18 protein-coding genes are annotated in these 17503 nt (G+C 42.2%); 11 read left to right on the forward strand and 7 right to left on the reverse strand.

Features of this window, described 5'->3' with window-relative positions; translation table 11 throughout:
- Positions 1 to 550 (forward strand): class I SAM-dependent methyltransferase (locus NZ896_03960; GenBank protein MCS7116607.1); only part of this gene is annotated, 550 nt, incomplete at its 5' end.
- A 264-nt stretch (positions 551 to 814) separates the two neighbouring features.
- On the forward strand, positions 815 to 1726 hold the full coding sequence (locus NZ896_03965; GenBank protein ID MCS7116608.1) for a DUF4349 domain-containing protein: 912 nt from the start codon (positions 815 to 817) through the stop codon (positions 1724 to 1726).
- A gap of 44 nt (positions 1727 to 1770) precedes the next feature.
- On the opposite strand, the gene NZ896_03970 is transcribed toward NZ896_03965, so the two are convergent.
- Complete coding sequence (locus NZ896_03970) at positions 1771 to 2730, reverse strand: FAD-dependent oxidoreductase (protein ID MCS7116609.1); 960 nt, start codon at positions 2728 to 2730, stop codon at positions 1771 to 1773.
- Positions 2731 to 2810: 80 nt separating this feature from the next.
- On the opposite strand from NZ896_03970, the gene NZ896_03975 reads away from it, so the two are divergent.
- From NZ896_03975 to NZ896_03990, 4 genes are all read left to right on the forward strand, one after another.
- Complete coding sequence (locus NZ896_03975) at positions 2811 to 3476, forward strand: DUF447 family protein (protein MCS7116610.1); 666 nt, start codon at positions 2811 to 2813, stop codon at positions 3474 to 3476.
- 52 nt (positions 3477 to 3528) lie between these two features.
- Complete coding sequence (gene mfnA, locus NZ896_03980; GenBank protein ID MCS7116611.1) at positions 3529 to 4671, forward strand: tyrosine decarboxylase MfnA; 1143 nt, start codon at positions 3529 to 3531, stop codon at positions 4669 to 4671.
- 154 nt (positions 4672 to 4825) lie between these two features.
- On the forward strand, positions 4826 to 5860 hold the full coding sequence (locus NZ896_03985; protein MCS7116612.1) for a hypothetical protein: 1035 nt from the start codon (positions 4826 to 4828) through the stop codon (positions 5858 to 5860).
- Positions 5861 to 5866: 6 nt separating this feature from the next.
- Positions 5867 to 6904, forward strand: coding sequence for a hypothetical protein (locus tag NZ896_03990; protein ID MCS7116613.1), 1038 nt, complete (start codon positions 5867 to 5869; stop codon positions 6902 to 6904).
- 281 nt (positions 6905 to 7185) lie between these two features.
- On the opposite strand, the gene NZ896_03995 is transcribed toward NZ896_03990, so the two are convergent.
- Entirely contained in the window at positions 7186 to 7371 is a 186-nt protein-coding gene (locus NZ896_03995) for a CooT family nickel-binding protein (protein ID MCS7116614.1), read from the reverse strand.
- Positions 7372 to 7548: 177 nt separating this feature from the next.
- Between NZ896_03995 and NZ896_04000 the strand changes: the two genes are divergently transcribed.
- Both NZ896_04000 and NZ896_04005 read left to right on the forward strand, forming a co-directional pair.
- Entirely contained in the window at positions 7549 to 8562 is a 1014-nt protein-coding gene (locus tag NZ896_04000; protein ID MCS7116615.1) for an ATP-binding cassette domain-containing protein, read from the forward strand.
- On the forward strand, positions 8559 to 9422 hold the full coding sequence (locus NZ896_04005; GenBank protein ID MCS7116616.1) for an ABC transporter permease: 864 nt from the start codon (positions 8559 to 8561) through the stop codon (positions 9420 to 9422). Before NZ896_04000 ends, NZ896_04005 begins: the two co-directional genes overlap by 4 nt.
- A gap of 1 nt (position 9423) precedes the next feature.
- On the opposite strand, the gene NZ896_04010 is transcribed toward NZ896_04005, so the two are convergent.
- Both NZ896_04010 and NZ896_04015 read right to left on the reverse strand, forming a co-directional pair.
- The gene (locus NZ896_04010) at positions 9424 to 10755 is read right to left on the reverse strand and encodes a TldD/PmbA family protein (protein MCS7116617.1); all 1332 of its coding nucleotides are present in this window, start codon (positions 10753 to 10755) and stop codon (positions 9424 to 9426) included.
- Positions 10752 to 12194, reverse strand: coding sequence for a TldD/PmbA family protein (locus tag NZ896_04015; GenBank protein MCS7116618.1), 1443 nt, complete (start codon positions 12192 to 12194; stop codon positions 10752 to 10754). Before NZ896_04015 ends, NZ896_04010 begins: the two co-directional genes overlap by 4 nt.
- A 184-nt stretch (positions 12195 to 12378) precedes the next feature.
- Between NZ896_04015 and NZ896_04020 the strand changes: the two genes are divergently transcribed.
- Positions 12379 to 12849: a hypothetical protein gene (locus NZ896_04020; protein MCS7116619.1), complete on the forward strand. Its 471-nt coding sequence runs from the start codon at positions 12379 to 12381 to the stop codon at positions 12847 to 12849.
- 264 nt (positions 12850 to 13113) lie between these two features.
- On the opposite strand, the gene NZ896_04025 is transcribed toward NZ896_04020, so the two are convergent.
- The gene (locus NZ896_04025; protein ID MCS7116620.1) at positions 13114 to 13461 is read right to left on the reverse strand and encodes a MazG-like family protein; all 348 of its coding nucleotides are present in this window, start codon (positions 13459 to 13461) and stop codon (positions 13114 to 13116) included.
- A 122-nt stretch (positions 13462 to 13583) separates the two neighbouring features.
- Between NZ896_04025 and NZ896_04030 the strand changes: the two genes are divergently transcribed.
- Positions 13584 to 14177: a nicotinamidase gene (locus NZ896_04030; GenBank protein MCS7116621.1), complete on the forward strand. Its 594-nt coding sequence runs from the start codon at positions 13584 to 13586 to the stop codon at positions 14175 to 14177.
- A gap of 49 nt (positions 14178 to 14226) precedes the next feature.
- Here NZ896_04030 and NZ896_04035 read toward each other — a convergent pair whose 3' ends face one another.
- Positions 14227 to 14652, reverse strand: coding sequence for an HIT family protein (locus NZ896_04035; protein ID MCS7116622.1), 426 nt, complete (start codon positions 14650 to 14652; stop codon positions 14227 to 14229).
- A gap of 139 nt (positions 14653 to 14791) precedes the next feature.
- Between NZ896_04035 and NZ896_04040 the strand changes: the two genes are divergently transcribed.
- Complete coding sequence (locus tag NZ896_04040) at positions 14792 to 15715, forward strand: hypothetical protein (protein MCS7116623.1); 924 nt, start codon at positions 14792 to 14794, stop codon at positions 15713 to 15715.
- A gap of 87 nt (positions 15716 to 15802) precedes the next feature.
- Here NZ896_04040 and NZ896_04045 read toward each other — a convergent pair whose 3' ends face one another.
- The gene (locus NZ896_04045) at positions 15803 to 17140 is read right to left on the reverse strand and encodes an aminotransferase class III-fold pyridoxal phosphate-dependent enzyme (GenBank protein ID MCS7116624.1); all 1338 of its coding nucleotides are present in this window, start codon (positions 17138 to 17140) and stop codon (positions 15803 to 15805) included.
- Between the last annotated feature and the right edge of the window lie 363 nt (positions 17141 to 17503).

The following is a 17503-nucleotide window of genomic DNA, read 5'->3' on the forward strand; positions in this document are numbered from 1 at the left end:
AGATCTTCGTGTGCTAAGTAATTTTGGACTCGATGTAAAGAATGTTAAAAATTATATGGATGAATTCAACATGCATGTAAAGTATCCGAAAAACCCGCACCATTACCCTTTGATTTACGCTTTGGCTAAATCGATAAATGCAAAGACGATAGTTGAGACAGGTGTAGGGATGGGTTGCTCAACTTATACTTTTTTATTATCATTAGACATTAAAGGAAGGTTATATTCAATCGATGTAAAGAAGGATGTCGGACAGATGGTCCCTTCTCACTTAAGAGAGAAATGGAGGTTATTTGTAGGAGATAGTCTTGTAATCCTCCCCAAATTACTTGATTCATTAGGTGAGATCGATATATTCTTTCATGATAGCGTCCATACCGAAGTTCATCAATTACTTGAATACTCGATCGCGTGGAAACATCTAAGGAGTGGGGGGCTATTAATTTCAGACGATGTAACGGAAGCATTGCCTATCTTCTCTAGAATCGTCAAATCTAAGGCTACGGTGTTTGGGAATAGGCTCGGAGTGATGAGAAAACAGGTCTGTTAAGCATCAAGCCTTCGACATTCTCAACTTGTATCATACTTTCTCCGTACCATCTTCATAAATATCACTATTCTATTCTTTTCTTTGAAGTACACCTTTAAGATGCATCGATGAAGAGGTCTTGGTAGATCGGTAAATTGTAAATTTTGTATTTGTAAATGATGCTAATTCCAAGCTATTTATACAAAATATGCAAATCGTCCTATACGTTAGAACGGCCCGTTCTACGCCATAGATTTATTAGATGTCCTTTTGTATGAAGGTGTGATGATCAAAAGTCTCCATTTGAAAAAGAGGTATTTGGTCATAATCTTTATTCTCATGATAGCATTATCGGGCTATATTGTAGGAGCGATGATGTATCAAGAGGTTGAATTTGTAGAGGAAAAGGATGAACCGAGGGCTCCTTTAGCCCAAGTATCTAGACCTACATCTGCACCTGCGCCCAAACCTATGATCACAACCGAACCCGCTGGAACTTCCCCTTCAACAGGGTTGGAGATGATAGGAAGAAAGATCATCTATGAGGGTTGGTTGGTTATAGAGGTGAAGGATATTGAGTCTACAATCGAAGAGATACATAGAATCGTACGAGAGATGGGTGGATTCGTTTCACAGATGTCATTCTCGAAGTATGGTGAGGCGAAGTCTGCAACCGTGACGGTGCGTGTACCACAGGTAGAGTTCTATACTACTCTACAATACATCGGCCGATTGGGCGAATTGAAGGATAGTAAGGTAAGCAGCCAAGATGTAACGGAAAAGTACATAGATCTTGAGGCAAGGTTGAAAAATGCACAACGCCAGGAGCAACGCCTCCTCCAACTACTCGACAGGGCCCAGAAGGTGGATGAAATGTTAAGGATCGAGCAGGAGCTCGCTAGGGTGCGTGAACAGATAGAGCTCTACATGAGCCAACTCAGATACCTAGAGCGCAGAGTCGAATACTCCACGATTACAATCTCGTTGAGGGAACCGAAACCACCTCCAACTACACCTCCCGCATGGCTCCCTGAATTTAGATGGGATGTACCGGTAAGGATCGGCCTTCAGATACTATTTACAGTGATCCAAGGTCTGATCGTGATCCTCTTCGCCCTGATCCCAATCTCTATAGTAGGTTTACCAACCTACTATCTCTATAAGAAGAGGAAGGAGAGGCGCAAAGATAAGATTTAAGTCATTTGATTAAAACTCATTAAACTCATTAACTCATCATTCCCTTAAAACTTTCTCCAGTCGGCCCTTTTGGTAGGCTTCCCCCTTAACCTTTGAATATAATTGTACGCGGCCAGACCGGCCTTCGCACCATCGCCTGCCGATATTATCAACTGCTTAAATGGTGCATCAGTTACATCACCCGCAGCAAAGACACCTGGACAGCTCGTCGCTTGATTCTTATCTACGATGATCTCGCCCGATTCATTCACTTCCACAAAACCTCTGATAAAATCGGTCTTCGCGGTATATCCTAACTCTACGAAGACACCGTCGACCTTCAACTCATCGATCGTTGAAGTTTTTGTATTCTTTAAGGTCAGAGACTCGACCCTTTTCTCACCCTTAATCTCCATAACTTCAGTATTCAGCATAAGTGTGACCTTCTCCTCATTCATACATCTCTTGATGAGCTCTTCATCACCGACCAGCCTACTACCCTTGGTGATCAAATACACCTTACTCGCTATGCGAGATAGTAGCAATGCTGCATCGATCGCAGGCTCTCCAAAACCGACCACCGCTACAACCTTGTCTTTGAAGAGAGGACCATCGCAAGTGGCGCAGTATGAAACACCCTTACCAACGAATTTATCCTCACCAGGAACTCCCATTTCAAGTGGTGTTTTACCGAATGCAAGGATGAGCGCTTTTGAAGTATATACGTTACCATGAAAGGTCTTTACATAGAAATTACCATCGATTTTACCCACTTCTTTCACTTCCTCATACACAAATTCACTACCGAAGCTTTCGGCCTGTTGATAAAAGATCTGCATCAATTCAAAACCGCTAATACTCTTAAATCCTGGATAATTTTCTATATGTGGTGCAAGTAACGCTTGCCCACCGATATCCTTCGTTACTACGAGGGTCTTTAAACCCTGGCGTGAAGTATAGATCGCTGCCGTCAGCCCTGCCGCCGCACCTCCGATTATAATCACATCATAAAATTTTTCGCTCATTCTGCCCGATCATCTAAGAATCTACAAAAGCACCTATTTTAAATTTTAATATTTAATTGATATCTCTATAAGATCTTGAATTGGATCTGGTACAGAGGCTGCACCGATTGGGTTTTCTGGAGCATGTAATCGTAGAGTCTATAATTTCAACTTATAATCCGAATGGTGAACCGAATGCCGCTCCTATGGGCATAATTATGAATGAGAAAGGGCAATTATTAACCAGACCATTCACCAACACTCAGACATATAGAAATATGGTGGAGAGGGGTTGTGCTGTGGTGAATATAACATCGAAGGCCGAACTCTACTATAGGACTGCATTCAAGGGCTCGAGTGAAAGGATCCCATCGGAGTGGTTCGAGAATGCAAAATCGGTAAATGCACCCTATCTGAAGTATGCCGATGCCCACCTCGAGACCTCTGTAGTAAATATTCAACATCATGGTGAGAATAGGGCTGAGATTTTATTGAAGGTGGAGTCGATCGATGTGAAGGATTCTTACATCCCTCAAGTCTACTGTAGAGCGAATTTTATAACGATCGAAAGTATCATACATGCTACACGTGTTCGGGCCTTTCTATCACAAAAGAGGCTTTCAGAAGCGGACGAGTTGATCAGGTTGATAGAATATTACAACACAACAGTTTGCCGTATCGCACCAAACTCCATATACTCAACGATCATGTCCAATTTACTCAAGAGAGTAAATGAATGGAAATCATGTATTGATGATAGAGTATAATATCTTGCCCTTTTATTGTTAAGATATGAGATCGGTCATGCAGGGTAAAGGTTTGTCAAGGAATGTCGTGCTACGTGAGTTAGAGGAGAAATTGAAGGGCGAACCCACGTACGAATCTGGAAGGATTCTATCATCGATGTGCACAAAGCCCCACAGATTCGCTGTAGATGTTTTTACTCGATTTATAGAGAAGAATTTGGGTGATGTAAATCTCTTCCCTCATGTCGCTGAAATCGAAAAAGAAGCTATAAGGATGATTGGGAGTCTACTTTCAAACCCTCATGCATCGGGCCATATAGTTTCAGGAGGGAGTGAAGCGAACCTATTTGCACTATGGGTTGCAAAGAAGATGAAGAAAGGTAGGAATAGGGTGATCGTACCTAGATCTGCTCATATATCATTTCGTCGTGCAGCCGATATATTGAACCTTGAGCTCATAGAAGTAGGCCTGAATGAAAACTTTCAAGTGGATGTGAATGAGGTGAAGAGATCGATAGATGATAAGACGTTAGCTATCGTAGGTGTTGCTGGCTCTACCGATCTGGGTGTTATAGACCCTATCGATGAACTCTCGGAGCTCGCATCTACCCATAATCTATATCTACATGTAGATGCGGCATTTGGAGGTTTTGTCATACCATTCCTCAAAGAATTAGGATATAGAGTGAACGATTTTGACTTTAAATTAAAGGGTGTGGATTCGATAACTATAGACCCCCATAAGATGGGCCTCTGCCCGATACCCGCAGGTGGTATCATCTTTCGTAACAGTTCATACTTGGATCTAGTAAGAGAGAAGATTCCCTATGGAACTTATGGTGAATCCGAATATACTACGATAACTCTGACCCGATCTGGCGGTGCAGCGTTGGCAGTATGGGCTTTATTAAAGCACCTTGGTTTTGAAGGGTACTTGAGAATCGTAAAGAGGTGTATGAAGGTAACCGAAGCTCTGGTGAGAGAGATCAGCACGATCAAAGGTTTAACCCTAGTAGTACAACCGAGTATGAATATCGTAGGTATACGTTCTGAAAATATCGATTTACATCTGATAGTGAATGGACTTGCTAAAAGAGGCTGGGTAGTATCTTATTTACCAACTCATATTCGATTGATCATCATGCCACACGTAAAGATGATGGATGTAAAAAGGTTTTGTAAAGATTTGAGAGAGATCCTTGGCAAAGGGCTTTAAAGAGATAGATCAAAAGGATGAGGATAGGATCAGTGTCGGATTTTCAGAAAAATAAAATTTTTTTCTGCGATTCTAGCACCATGTCGATACAATAGATGGTTAATTGGTTAAATTAGTTAAATGATTTATTTAACCTTTCATTGTAGATTCGTAGATGAAAAGGGAAATGATGAGAGGGAGAGAGGGAGACTTTGTAGAGTTGGAGGATCACAGCATATTCGAAGTGAAGGGTTTGATTCATCCACCGAATCGACTCATCAGCCTCATCCGATACATACCAGACCAGAATGGTGAGAGGGTGCGTGGATCGATAAAGTTTAGAAAGGTCTATATGCTCGATGAAAGGTATAGAATTCTTAAGGAAAGGTATCCTCAACTCTTAAGGTTCGATCCGGTCTTCAATCGAGAGTTATGTGAAATCGAGGATTCAAAGGTACTCTACCACTACCGACCACAGGATGGGCTCATTCAACTATTGAATGCTGATGGCCTAAACCTTATCGAAGAGAGGGCTATTAGATTTATAGAGATTTTGAGTAATGGCTCGAATGCCCCATTGGATCGGTTTGGGATTTCGGGCTCGATCCTATTAGGGTTACATTTACCATCTTCCGATATCGATGTGATCGTGTATGGGAGCAAGTACTGTAGAGCTGTTAGAAATACTTTAATAGATCTCTTCAGATCTTCATCGAAGGTTAAGCGCTACAATGAAGAGAGTCTATATCGTTTGTATCGATTTCGTTCACTCGATACACAGATGCCATTCGATAGATTCCTATGGCATGAAAGGAGGAAGACGATCCAGGGAACATTTGAAGGTAGCGATTACTTCATTCGATATGTAAAAGATTGGGAAGATGTTGAGGAAGAGTATGGATCTGTAATCTATAAACCCATCGGGTACGGTAAGATTAAAGCGAGAGTTATCGATGATTCGGACTCTCTATTCACGCCCTGTGAATATACTTTATCGAACGTCGAATTCCTTGAAGGAGATAAGGTATCGAATATCGATAAGATCGTATCATTTAGAGGGAGGTTCTGTGAACATGCGATCGTCGATGAGACGGTCATAGCACAGGGCGAGATTGAGAGAGTAATCGAAAAGCATAAAGATTACTATCAGATCGTCCTAGGTAATCGTCCATCAGATTACATGATCACTATAAAATCTGCTGGTGGATGAAGGTTTATGAAGCCGAAGGATAGAGATTTCATAAAGACGAAAGAAGGGTTCTTCTTCTGTGTAATAGGTTACACTCATCCGAAGGATCGAATCATATCATATATAAGGTATGTTCCGAAGGAAGGGGGTAGATGGGCTGGCAAGTATGATCGTATGATGCCCTCATATAACATGCCGAATCTGATCAGAAACCTTGACTTTTTAAGAGCAGAATATCCACATTACTTCTATGAATCGAAGGTATTCGATACTACAATTTCTGCAGTCCCATACAGCTTCATTCAACAGTATTACCATCCGGATGAAAAGGTTCAACGACTGGTGAAAGAGGAGAGGAGGGATCGATTGCAAGATGCATGTATAAAGCTGATTACGATCTTATCAGAGGGTACTAAAATCCCAATAACGAAGTTCGGTCTGACCGGATCTGTACTCATCGATATCCACCATCCCATACTATCCGATATCGATATCATAATCTATGGCTACAAGAACGCGTTAAGGTTGAAGGAGTTCGTCAAATCACTCTACAATGAAGATCGATATATAAAAAGGCTCTCAAAAGATCGGTTGGAGGCGTGGTGTAGAGATAAGTCTTCATCACATCCATTTACAATCGATGAGGCGAGGAGGTTATACGATCGAAAGTGGAATTATGGGACCTTCGAGGATTATGCCTTTTCGATTCACCCAGTAAAGTCTGATGATGAGATCTTTGAGGAGTATGGGGATAGATCCTTCATAGGTGAAGGTATGGTTCGAGTTGAAGGAGAGGTCTGTGATAATAGGGAGGCGATCTTTCTTCCATATACGTACCACGTAGAGAATGTATCTGTAAAGGAGGGCAAAAGGGTCGATGATATAAGAGAGGTTACCAGCTATGAATCGCTCTATGGTGATATATTGAGTATAGGGGAGAAGTTCGTAGCGTACGGTAGGTTAGAGAGGGTATTGGATAGAAAGGTTGGTGAAGAGTACCATCGGGTCCTGATCGGTTCACTCGAAGCCAATGGAAGAGATTACATCAAACCTAAAGACCTTTGAGCATGTTGTAGAATCAAGAGGTGTCCGAATTCAATAACCTTTTAAACCTAGCTCCCTTAATTAATCTAGATGCCGGGGTAGCTCAGCTGGTGGAGCGCCAGCCTTCACAGGGTGTGACTCATAATCTGGAGATCATGCAGAACTCGTGAGCATGATCGGATAGAGGTCGCGGGTTCGAAACCCGTCCCCGGCACCTTTGAAAAGATTCTTTTTTGAAGTTTTAAAGTTTATCGACTTGAGAAATATCTTATATCTTAGGGTTAATCATCATCGTAACCACTTTAATACTCCTTGATGAATAGACTGTGGTTCACAAAGTCGATCTTTATTATCCTACCTTGCACGACCCTCTCCAGCCCCATAATATCCCTTAACCTAATCTGGTTGCCTTCCACATCGATGAATACCACATCTCTCATGAAGGGCTCCTTATCCTTCCCGACCAGATATACGTTAGATTCACACATTCTTATCCAGAATCCTCTTGATCGACCACGTATAAAAGTATTTTTAGGATTGGTAAAGCAATAGACTCAGATAAAATTGTTAAGAGGGTATAAAGGAAGGCTTTCATCAAGGCTTTACCATCACGCTAGAATCTTTGATGGAGGGGTGTGCTTTAAGGGCGAAGAAAGGTGAGATGGTTGGCACCGATCATCCAGACGTATAACTTGACTAAACGCTTCGGTAAGTTGGTAGCCGTGGATCATGTGAACTTCTCCGTGGAGGAGGGTGAAATCTTCGGATTGCTAGGGCCGAATGGGGCCGGTAAGACCACGATAATCAATATGCTCACTACACTCCTTAAACCTACGGAGGGGACTGCCAAGATCCTCGATTACGATATCGTGAAGGACGAGAGTATGGTAAGGAGGGTCATAGGGCTCGTACCACAAGAATTGACCGTCGATGAAGATCTTACGGGTAGAGAGAATATGATATTACATGCACGTCTATACCATCTGGATAGAGAGGTTATAAAGAAGAGGGTTGATGAAGTGTTAAGCCTAGTGGGCCTATTAGAATTTGCGGATAAGAAGGTGGAGACCTATTCGGGCGGTATGCGTAAGCGCCTCGAACTTGCAGAAGGTTTGATCCACCATCCGAAGGTACTATTCCTCGATGAGCCTACGTTGGGCCTCGATGTACAGACGAGGGCTGTGATCTGGGATTACATCAAGCAGCTGAGGAAGGACCATAATATGACGATCTTCTTAACCACTCACTACATGGATGAGGCAGATATGCTTTGCGATAGAGTCGCGATCGTCGATTACGGGCGAATAAAGGTGATAGACTCGCCTAGCAAACTTAAGGATGGCCTCGGTGGAGATATTATAGAGTTAGATCTGGTAGATGAAGTGGAGGATAAAGTTAAGGAGAGTATAACCTCGATCATTTCAAATATACCTCATGTCAAAGAGGTGAAAAGAGATCGTAACCACTATCGGATCAAGGTCGTTAAGGGTGAAGAAACCTTACCTATCGTCATCAAGGATCTGGCCGGGCGAGGTTTAAGGATAGATCGGGTATCGTTGGTAAAACCTACACTCGATCAGGTCTACCTTGAATATACCGGGAGATCGTTAAGAGAGGTAGAAGGTTCAAGTGAAGATGTTTGGAGGCTCAGGATGACACTTAGGAGGGTTCGTACATGATCGATGAAGTGTTGGCTTTGACGATGAGAGAAGTAAAGAAATGGATCAGAGAACCCCTTCTTATATTCATCATGCTCATCCAACCCACGCTCTGGCTCGGCTTCTTCGGTAAGGCCTTTAATCTAACAGGTTTGGTTTCGATACCTCCCGAAATCATTCAAGAGCTCCCTCCCGATAAAACACGTATCATCGCCGAATTGTTCAACCGCGCCTTACAGAATACCTTTGGAGGGACTACCGATTACTTCACCTACCTAGCGGCAGGTATGCTATCTGTCGTTGTACTCTTCACATCGATGTTCAGCGGTATGTCGATAGTCTGGGATAGGCGTTTAGGCTTTCTTAACAAACTACTCGTGGCGCCCATCTCAAGGAGCTCGATCGTAATGGCGAAGGTATGTTTCAGTGTATTAAGAGGGGTGATTCAAGCGCTATTGGTATTCAGCATCGCCCTCGCCTTCGGACTCAAATTGAGCAGTAGATTCGATCTGATCGATCTCTTAGGCATAATCGTTACATTGATCCTCTTAAGTATTGGCCTATCCTCACTATTTATAGCGATAACGGTCAGAATTAGGAGCTGGGAAGCACATGCAGCCGTGGTGAACCTTCTTAACCTACCGTTGATGTTTGCAAGTAGTGCCCTATTCCCCATAAAGCAGATGCCCGATTGGCTTCAAATGATAGCAAGGTACAATCCAGTATCCTACTCATCGGATAATATACGCATCTTCATTCTACATGGTGATGAGTTCAATATGTCGATGGTAATCTCCAATTTTAACTTCTTAATAGTATTCGCTTTAGTATCCTCTATAGTGGGTATATTTGTGGCTGAGAGGATGCTCAGATCGGGTTGAACTAAAATAGGGATCGTGTGAAATTTAAATCGTTGACGATTACGTATGGTGTAAGTGTGGGTACCTCTACCTCCCACCACTTGACCCATAACCTCTCCGAACTTATACCTTCTATATTCTGAAAGATTCTTAACATATTATCACTGATTCTGAGATCCTTCACCGGATGGGCTATACTCCGATCTTTGATCAAGAATATACCATCTCGGGGCACTATCGAAAAATCCCCCCTTTGATAATCCTGAAACCTTAGGTACCAACCATTCGTCACGTAGATACCATGATCGATCTCGGATAGCAGATCCTCAAACCTTTTATTACCCTGCTCTACGACCAGATTCCATGGTTGTGGCACTATCAGACCAGCGTTACTCGTAGTCTGCGTATTGAACTTTTTCGATGTCGTAGTGTTGTGTAGGTAAGTCTTTAATGTACCTCTCTCCACAATCACGTTATTTCTCGTAGGTACACCTTCATCATCGAATGCCTTTGTACCATATGTATTTGGGATTGTGGGATCATCACGTAGTGTGAAGAGCTCCGTAGCGACCTTCTGCCCGATCTTACCGGTGAGGAACGATTGGCCAGCATCGATTAGGAATGCGGAGGATTGAATGCCTATCTGGTTCACGAAGTTGGCGAAGATCAAAGGGCCCAACAACGCTTTATACTTACCCGGTTCGATCTGCTTCGGATTTTGGGCCAACTTCGCGATCTCTCCGGCATGCTTCCCAGCCTCGAATGGTTGGAATCCTTTCTCATCTTGAGAGATAGATACGCCATGGCCCGATGAAAACTTCGATGTAAAGGCCCTTATGGAGATCTCTAAACTCGAACTCTTCTGCTCCGCATGTACGTTGCCCGATGTTTCTAGTATGACTTGAGTATTCGCTGCTACAAGTGAGCCGGCGACACGTTGGGCACCAGCTTCCAACGCACCATCGATACCCTCCTTTACATACTCGGTCAGTTTACTCGGCTCCTGTAATACGTTAGAAGGCTTTAAGAGGGATGGATCGTAGATGAAAGGACCCTTTGGCAAAGGTGCATATATATCGGCTGGGGGTGTGATCTTCGCTATCTTTATCAAATTCTCTACAGTATCTTCTACTGCTTCCTTCGATAATACATTGATCGTCGATGCAGCCCTATGCTTCTCCACCATTATAAAGATCTTCATTACCGCTTCATGGAAGAATTTTGAGACGGTGACTTCATTGTTGGAGAAACGGATCATAACACCATCCCAGCTCACTAAACTCGCTACCACATCAGAAGCGCCCGAATTTATACCTAGATTCACTGCGTAAGTCGGTAGCTCCTCCTTCTTCATACTTGAGCACCTCCCAACCTAACCCTCCTCAACCTCACGTGAGGACCCCCAGTCCATACGGGTATTCCCTGCATCGGATCGCCTTTACCACAGTACGCAGCCTGAAACTCCAAATCCTTGCCTACGGCATCGATGGCGGACCATAAACCTATCGTGGTCAGCTCGATGATAGGGTTTCTAACCAACTCTTTTAACTCACCATTCTCGATTCGATAAGCTTCCAATCCCACGTAACGTTGATGAAAACGTCTATCATCGATATTCCACTCCATGAAGTTCTTGATATAAATACCGTGCTTCACATCATCTATCAACTCATCGAACGAATGGTCTCCAGGTTCAAGATAAGTATTCGCCATCCTGATAATAGGTTCACGGTTATACGCTACAGATCTCGATGACCCATTACTCTCTATATTGAATACTGAAGCGGTTTCACGATTATGGAGAAATTCATTTATTACGCCATTCTTTATCAATACCCGCTTTCTTGCCTTCACACCTTCATCATCGTAGAGATAGAAGCCGAAAGATCTTTGTAATGTAGGATCATCCACCACGTTCACAACCTCTGAACCCACCCTTTTACCTATCGAATCTACATCAAGGTAGGTCTCTCCAGCCTGGGCCGCTTCTCTACCTAAAATTCGATCTGCTTCGGAAGGATGGCCGCAGGATTCATGGCATACGATACCGACGACTTCAGGTCCTAGAATTACATCCAGTTCATCTGTAGGGGGTCTTTTGGCTTCTTTAAGGATTCTGGATAGGGATGAAGCCTCTCTATTCAGTAGCTCCGGTAGATTCAACCGCTCGACCGCTTCCCATCCGGAAGATTCACCTAGGTTACTATACCTTTGAGCAGTACCTCGTTGAGGATCGTAGGCTGTGATGAAGAAGTTGAAAGCCACTCTCGGTATTTTACTGTAAAGATGCACACCATCACTCGTTACCAAAAGCTTCTCTGTAATTAAGGTATCGAGGGTGAATATACGTGCGGGTAGTTTAACACTGGCCCGTTCGGCACCATCCTTAGCAGATTCATCGACCTCTTTTAGTAGTTGAATTCTCGAATCACGATCTACACAATCAAACCTTATCCTCGGTTTGATCTCGACCTTGACATCATGGGCAAGCTCACCCTTGCCCATCGAGATACCATTCTTTATCAAATCCGAAGCAGCTCTAGCGATCTTTACTGCCCTTTCAACCAATTCTTTGATCTCATCTCTAGAAATGAGATTCGTCGCTGCAAAGCCCAAGGAATTTTTGTACAATACTCTAACACCAATACCCATGAATCGATCTATTGTGGAAACTTCGTGCACACCATTCTTCAGAACGGTCGTTTCGTAAACGTCTGATTGAAACCTAGCTTCAGCATAATTTGCACCTAAATGAGTTGCATATTCGATCGCTAACTTCAATAAATCCTCCATGCCTTCTCCCTTAACCCTTATGGAGCATCAAATAAAGATAAATATTTTTAATGGAGTTCGATCTTACAACTCAATTTAACCGAAGGTATTGAGTGAGATCAGCCTCATCATTAAATGGTATGAATAGTGATGCATCATAAAGCCTTATTTACTACGAGTTTACTAACTCTTAGAGGTGTCGATGATGAATGAAAAGTTCGATAAGGTTAGGCATATGGCGACGATGGAAGAGCGTTACGCTTCAAACCTCTCATCGAGTGTCGAAGACTTAAAGAATATAGTGGTTAAAGAGATTTTAAAAGGTATAGCGCACGACTCTCGAAAGCATGCCGACCTTTATAATGCTATCTTGAGCATCTTAGAGGATAAAGATCAGCTCATCAGTGATCAAGAGTACAATCGGATCAGATCGATCATAGAAAAACATATCGTAGTAGAGATGAGGATGATGGAAGAAGTTAAGAAACTCTTAGATGTTGAAGAGGATAGTAGAGTGAAGCATCTGATGATGGAGATATATAACGATGAGGTTAAACATCACATCGTTATGAAGCGCCTATTAGAGGCGATCATTAGACGTGAAGCCATTCTGGAAGAGGATATATGGGATGCTCTGTGGAAGGACGTACTCGGCCACGGTGCCCCCCTCGGTTAACCTCATCGATAGATCGATAAGAGGCTTCTCGATTCTTTTATCAACTCTGAAATTTAGAAGTAACATTCATTCGGTTTAACATGATACGTACAAAAGGAATGGCACAGGATAGATGGTAAGATCATTAAAGTGTGGAGTTTTACATCAAGATTTGTATGTGCACAAATGATGAGTGTGTTAAGGTTGAGTTTATAAACAAGGCTTCACAACACGGGCCACAATTCTATAACACTATGACTCATCCTAAATCTTAAATCTTAAGATTCAACTCTTTTGAGTATAATTACTCATATACTCCCTCCAATCTTCAGCCTTGAACCTCTTTTCCATCAATCTTAACTCCTTCTTAAACTCCTTCTCCAAATCGATTTCGAAGCGATTCGCCAATTGAATGAATAGTGAGAATGCTTGGGCAAACTCTCTACCTAACCCTCTCTTCTTCACATGGTGGCCCAATCCAGAAGCCTTATACCCCTCTTTATACGTGATGAATCGGCCGATTTCACCCAGCTCTTCGATCAGGTGTACAAATACCAATGAGCTCGGGAATCTTTCCCAACCCCGTTCCAACTCAAAATCTTTACTCAACTTCTGTATTTCTGATAGATGCATGTTATACTATACTTTGAAGAACCATTTTAAACTTGTCTCTAGTTAAGATTTGAAATGATGATTGGATATGCTCCATAACACTTATCTTATTAGATTCATAATTTCAATGTAGTGGTAGTGTATTGAGTAAGAAGTACCGCATCGGTAAAGATTGTGCGCTTTTGATTGTGGATGTACAGAACGACTTTTGCCCTAACGGTGCTTTACCCGTGCCCAATGGGGATGAAATTATACCTGTTTTGAATAAATACATTGAGAAGTTCGTGAAGGTAGGTGCGAGCATCTATGCGACCAGAGATTGGCACCCTCCAAACCATATTTCATTCGTGAGTAGGGGTGGAGTATGGCCACCACACTGTGTACAGAATACAAAAGGGGCAGAGTTTCATCCACGATTGGCCTTACCGAAGGATGTTAGAATAGTATCGAAAGGATTCGACCCTGATCGTGAAGCTTATTCAGGCTTCGAAGGGACGAATCTATCATCGATGCTCAAAGCCCAAGGGATAAGGACCGTCTTTATCGGAGGGCTCGCTACCGATTACTGTGTAAAGGCTACAGTCTTAGATGCCTTGAAGGAAGGCTTCCATGTGGTATTTCTGGAAGATGCTTCTAAAGGTGTAGATGTCAATAAAGGTGATAGCGAGAGGGCGATAAAAGAGATGGTAGAGAAAGGTGCTGAGAAAGCGACTATATCCCAAATCCTTACCCAATAAAGTCTTCATAGAGGAAAAAATAGATAGCAATGTAATAATGTAATAATGATCATTTCTTCGAAATTTCCCTCGCTATGATTTCTGCATCCTTTCTTAATTCTTCTAACGCGACTAGCTTTCTTGAGAAACGATCAAAACCTCCATCGATGTATCTGGGTATAATATGCACGTGTACATGAGGGATTACTTGAGAAGCGGCTCTGCCATTATTCTGGCCCAGATTAAAACCATCTGCACGCATCGCATCCTTGACAGCTCTCGCGATCTTCACTACTACAGTGAAGAGTTCACCAACTTCCGAAAGAGGCATATCAAGAATTGTATAATAATGCTTCTTCGGTAGGACGAGTGTATGCCCTTTGGTGATCGGTCTATGGTCCATAAATGCTATGAAGGATTCATCACTATATACAATCGCCGCATCTCCCTTGCCCTTGATGATATCACAAAAGATACAATCGGTCGCGTCCTTCATATTTATCATACTCCTATAGTCCCGTAAGTCTTTTAAGCTTTCGAATGATCCTGAGTAAAAACCTAATTATTATTTGATGATTCTTAATATCGATGGCCTTATATGGTGCTTATGATGTAAAGTTAACGCAGCTATGCGAATGATAAAGACCGTGATAGGGAGCTTCCCTACATCAAATCTCCCCGTACACGATCTCATAAAGATGAATTTGAACCTACAACTAAAGTATGGTATAGATATTGTTTCGGACGGTGAACCACGTGCAGATATGATCGAGTATTTTTATCAGATCCCAGGGTTGGTAAGGTTGAATAGGGGCCTTCGCATTGGAGGGAAGATCGAACCAATGAATAATCCTTCAGAATTCATCAAGCTTCAAGACCTTAAGTACGCCCAATCCTATCTAAAGGAGTTAAATAAAAATGATGTAGCTATAAAGACCGCTGTAACTGGTCCTATTACTCTAGGTCTACAATCTGCCATTAATGGAGTTGAGTATTATAATGGTATCAAAGATCATCGCATCTACTCAGACTTGGCCGATGCGATACAACCTTTGATCATCGAGCTCCTTAAGAATGGCTCTCTGGTACAGATAGATGAACCGGCACTCTCAGCGAGGTTCATGCATATCGATAAGGCTGTGAATATCATCAACTCCATGGTCGATGATATTCCTTCTCAATCGATAGATAAGGTGAGTATGCATATATGTGGCACACTTTCAAAAGAGTTATTCAATGGTTTACTGAAAATCCACCTACCTACATTAAGTCTCGCCTTCAGCAGCCCTTCGGAAGAATCGAATATTCATATCATCTCAAAAGAGAAGGTTGAAGAGTATGGAGTTAAGATAGGGGTAGGATGTGTATCTGTACTCGCGGTAAGAGAGAGTGATGTGGATAGTGTAGATAAAATAGTGAATAGATTAAGAACTATAATGAATATCTTGGGCGAAGAGAATATTAGGTATATTCATCCAGATTGTGGTTTGAGAAATACTCCATTACCAGTAGCAGAGAGAATATTGGAGAATCTGAGCATTTCTGCAAAATTCTTTTAATCTAATAATCTAATGATCAAATTTCTCAACGATAAAATCGACTGAGTATAAAAGGAGATACGTATCTGCTGAGATGTTATACGATTTTTATGCTAACTCCTTTCTTACAAATTCTTCTGTACTCGCTATGAGATGGTCGATATCCTCTTGAGTATGAACGGCGGTGATGAAGATTCCACCTGAACCCGGATATGTGTAGATACCGTGATGTGTGGCTAAATACATGTGCCATTTGTAAAGCTTCTCTGCATTAGCCTTTGCTTTGTAATCCTGAGCACTCTTTATAGGCAACTTATCTGTAAACGCTACACCATTGGTTGAGCAGCAACCCACCGCTTGAGCCGGGAAGTTGTACCTTTCGAAGATTTCATTCAACCCTTTTCTAAACCTTTCTCCCAACCTATTCGCATGTTCATTCAACCTTCCCTCTGCTCTATCGATAACATCAAGAGCTGCATAACCCGCTGCTGAATTCAACGGGTTACCGCTAAATGTCCCTCCCGTTAATACATAACTTCCAGCTGGACGTGCTTTGGGATTACCATATTCCATAATCTCTCTTTTACCTACAATAGCTCCAGAACCTCCTATGGCTCCACCTACGATTTTACCCAATGTGGTAAGATCTACCTCTATATTGAAGTATTGCTGTGCTCCACCCGGTGCGTAACGGAATCCCGTTATAACTTCATCAGCGATCAACAATACACCGTATTTATTTGCTACCTCTCTCATGGCCTTCATAAATTCGATCGGATCTTCACCGCCCATCGCCATACCCCCACCCCCACTACCGTACGCAAAGTGGAAGAGTATCGCTGCAGGGTTATGCTCTCTAACGGTCCTTTCGAGTAGGTTTACATCACCTTCCGGTATAACTATGGTATTCGCAAAGACTTCATCGGGGATTCCATAACGATTTGATGTGAGTTGGTCGCCCCATCCATGAAAGTGTCCAGCGAAGGTTATAATCTTCTTGCGCTTCGTATAGGCTCTCGCATACCTTAACACACCCATATTCGCTTCAGTTCCAGAATTTACAAAATCTACCATCTCCGCACAAGGTACCATCTTCGTAATCTTCTTCACCAGCTTCAGGTTGATCTCTGTAAAGTCGTGAGAGAAAGGGCCTAAAGCTGCATACTCTTGTATAGCTTTTATAACTTCAGGGTGAGTATGGCCAAGGAAGGTTGCAGCATGTGCATAGTAATCTGTGTAAACATTTCCATCCACATCCCATATCTTCACACCTTCAGCCCTTGTTACATAAAATGGGTACACACCACGCTCTATAGGCCACTTCTCGATCATCATGGCATGATGTATACCTCCGGGAATCATCTTTACAGCTTCTTCGAAGAGTACTTTGGATTTTGGATGTTGCTTCTTCCATAAATTTTCAAGCTCATTTACATCTATCGCCATATCATTAATTTTAAAGCGCTCGATTTTTAAAAATCTTTTTTATCAATAACGCTGTTAATATTTACACTAGATTAATCGCTAATTGATTCTACGATACTTTTTATCAATTCACCCATACGAATATAGAATATAGTTATTTTTTGGAGATTATTTACAATAAATTTATAAATTTAATCCGCTTAACTTAAAACCATGGAAGAAATTAAAGTCGTAATTTATGGTATAGGTCCGATTGGAGAGCGAATAGCTAAAGTAGTTTTAGAAAAGAAGGGTTTGAAGATTGTGGGAGCTATCGATATAGCGAAGGATAAGGTGGGGAAGGATTTAGGAGAAGTATTAGGGCTCGAAAAGAGATTAGGAGTT

This window comes from Nitrososphaerales archaeon (genome assembly GCA_025058425.1).
Lineage (GTDB): Archaea > Thermoproteota > Nitrososphaeria > Nitrososphaerales > JANXEG01 > JANXEG01.

Bases quoted from the DNA above. Each gene is read 5' to 3' on its own strand.
- NZ896_03965 (MCS7116608.1), top strand. From the start codon at position 815: ATGATCAAAAGTCTCCATTTGAAAAAGAGGTATTTGGTCATAATCTTT.
- NZ896_03970 (MCS7116609.1), bottom strand. From the start codon at position 2,730: ATGAGCGAAAAATTTTATGATGTGATTATAATCGGAGGTGCGGCGGCA.
- NZ896_03985 (MCS7116612.1), top strand. From the start codon at position 4,826: ATGAAAAGGGAAATGATGAGAGGGAGAGAGGGAGACTTTGTAGAGTTG.
- NZ896_03990 (MCS7116613.1), top strand. From the start codon at position 5,867: ATGAAGCCGAAGGATAGAGATTTCATAAAGACGAAAGAAGGGTTCTTC.
- NZ896_03995 (MCS7116614.1), bottom strand. From the start codon at position 7,371: ATGTGTGAATCTAACGTATATCTGGTCGGGAAGGATAAGGAGCCCTTC.
- NZ896_04005 (MCS7116616.1), top strand. From the start codon at position 8,559: ATGATCGATGAAGTGTTGGCTTTGACGATGAGAGAAGTAAAGAAATGG.
- NZ896_04010 (MCS7116617.1), bottom strand. From the start codon at position 10,755: ATGAAGAAGGAGGAGCTACCGACTTACGCAGTGAATCTAGGTATAAAT.
- NZ896_04015 (MCS7116618.1), bottom strand. From the start codon at position 12,194: ATGGAGGATTTATTGAAGTTAGCGATCGAATATGCAACTCATTTAGGT.
- NZ896_04020 (MCS7116619.1), top strand. From the start codon at position 12,379: ATGAATGAAAAGTTCGATAAGGTTAGGCATATGGCGACGATGGAAGAG.
- NZ896_04025 (MCS7116620.1), bottom strand. From the start codon at position 13,461: ATGCATCTATCAGAAATACAGAAGTTGAGTAAAGATTTTGAGTTGGAA.
- NZ896_04035 (MCS7116622.1), bottom strand. From the start codon at position 14,652: ATGAAGGACGCGACCGATTGTATCTTTTGTGATATCATCAAGGGCAAG.
- NZ896_04040 (MCS7116623.1), top strand. From the start codon at position 14,792: ATGATAAAGACCGTGATAGGGAGCTTCCCTACATCAAATCTCCCCGTA.
- NZ896_04045 (MCS7116624.1), bottom strand. From the start codon at position 17,140: ATGGCGATAGATGTAAATGAGCTTGAAAATTTATGGAAGAAGCAACAT.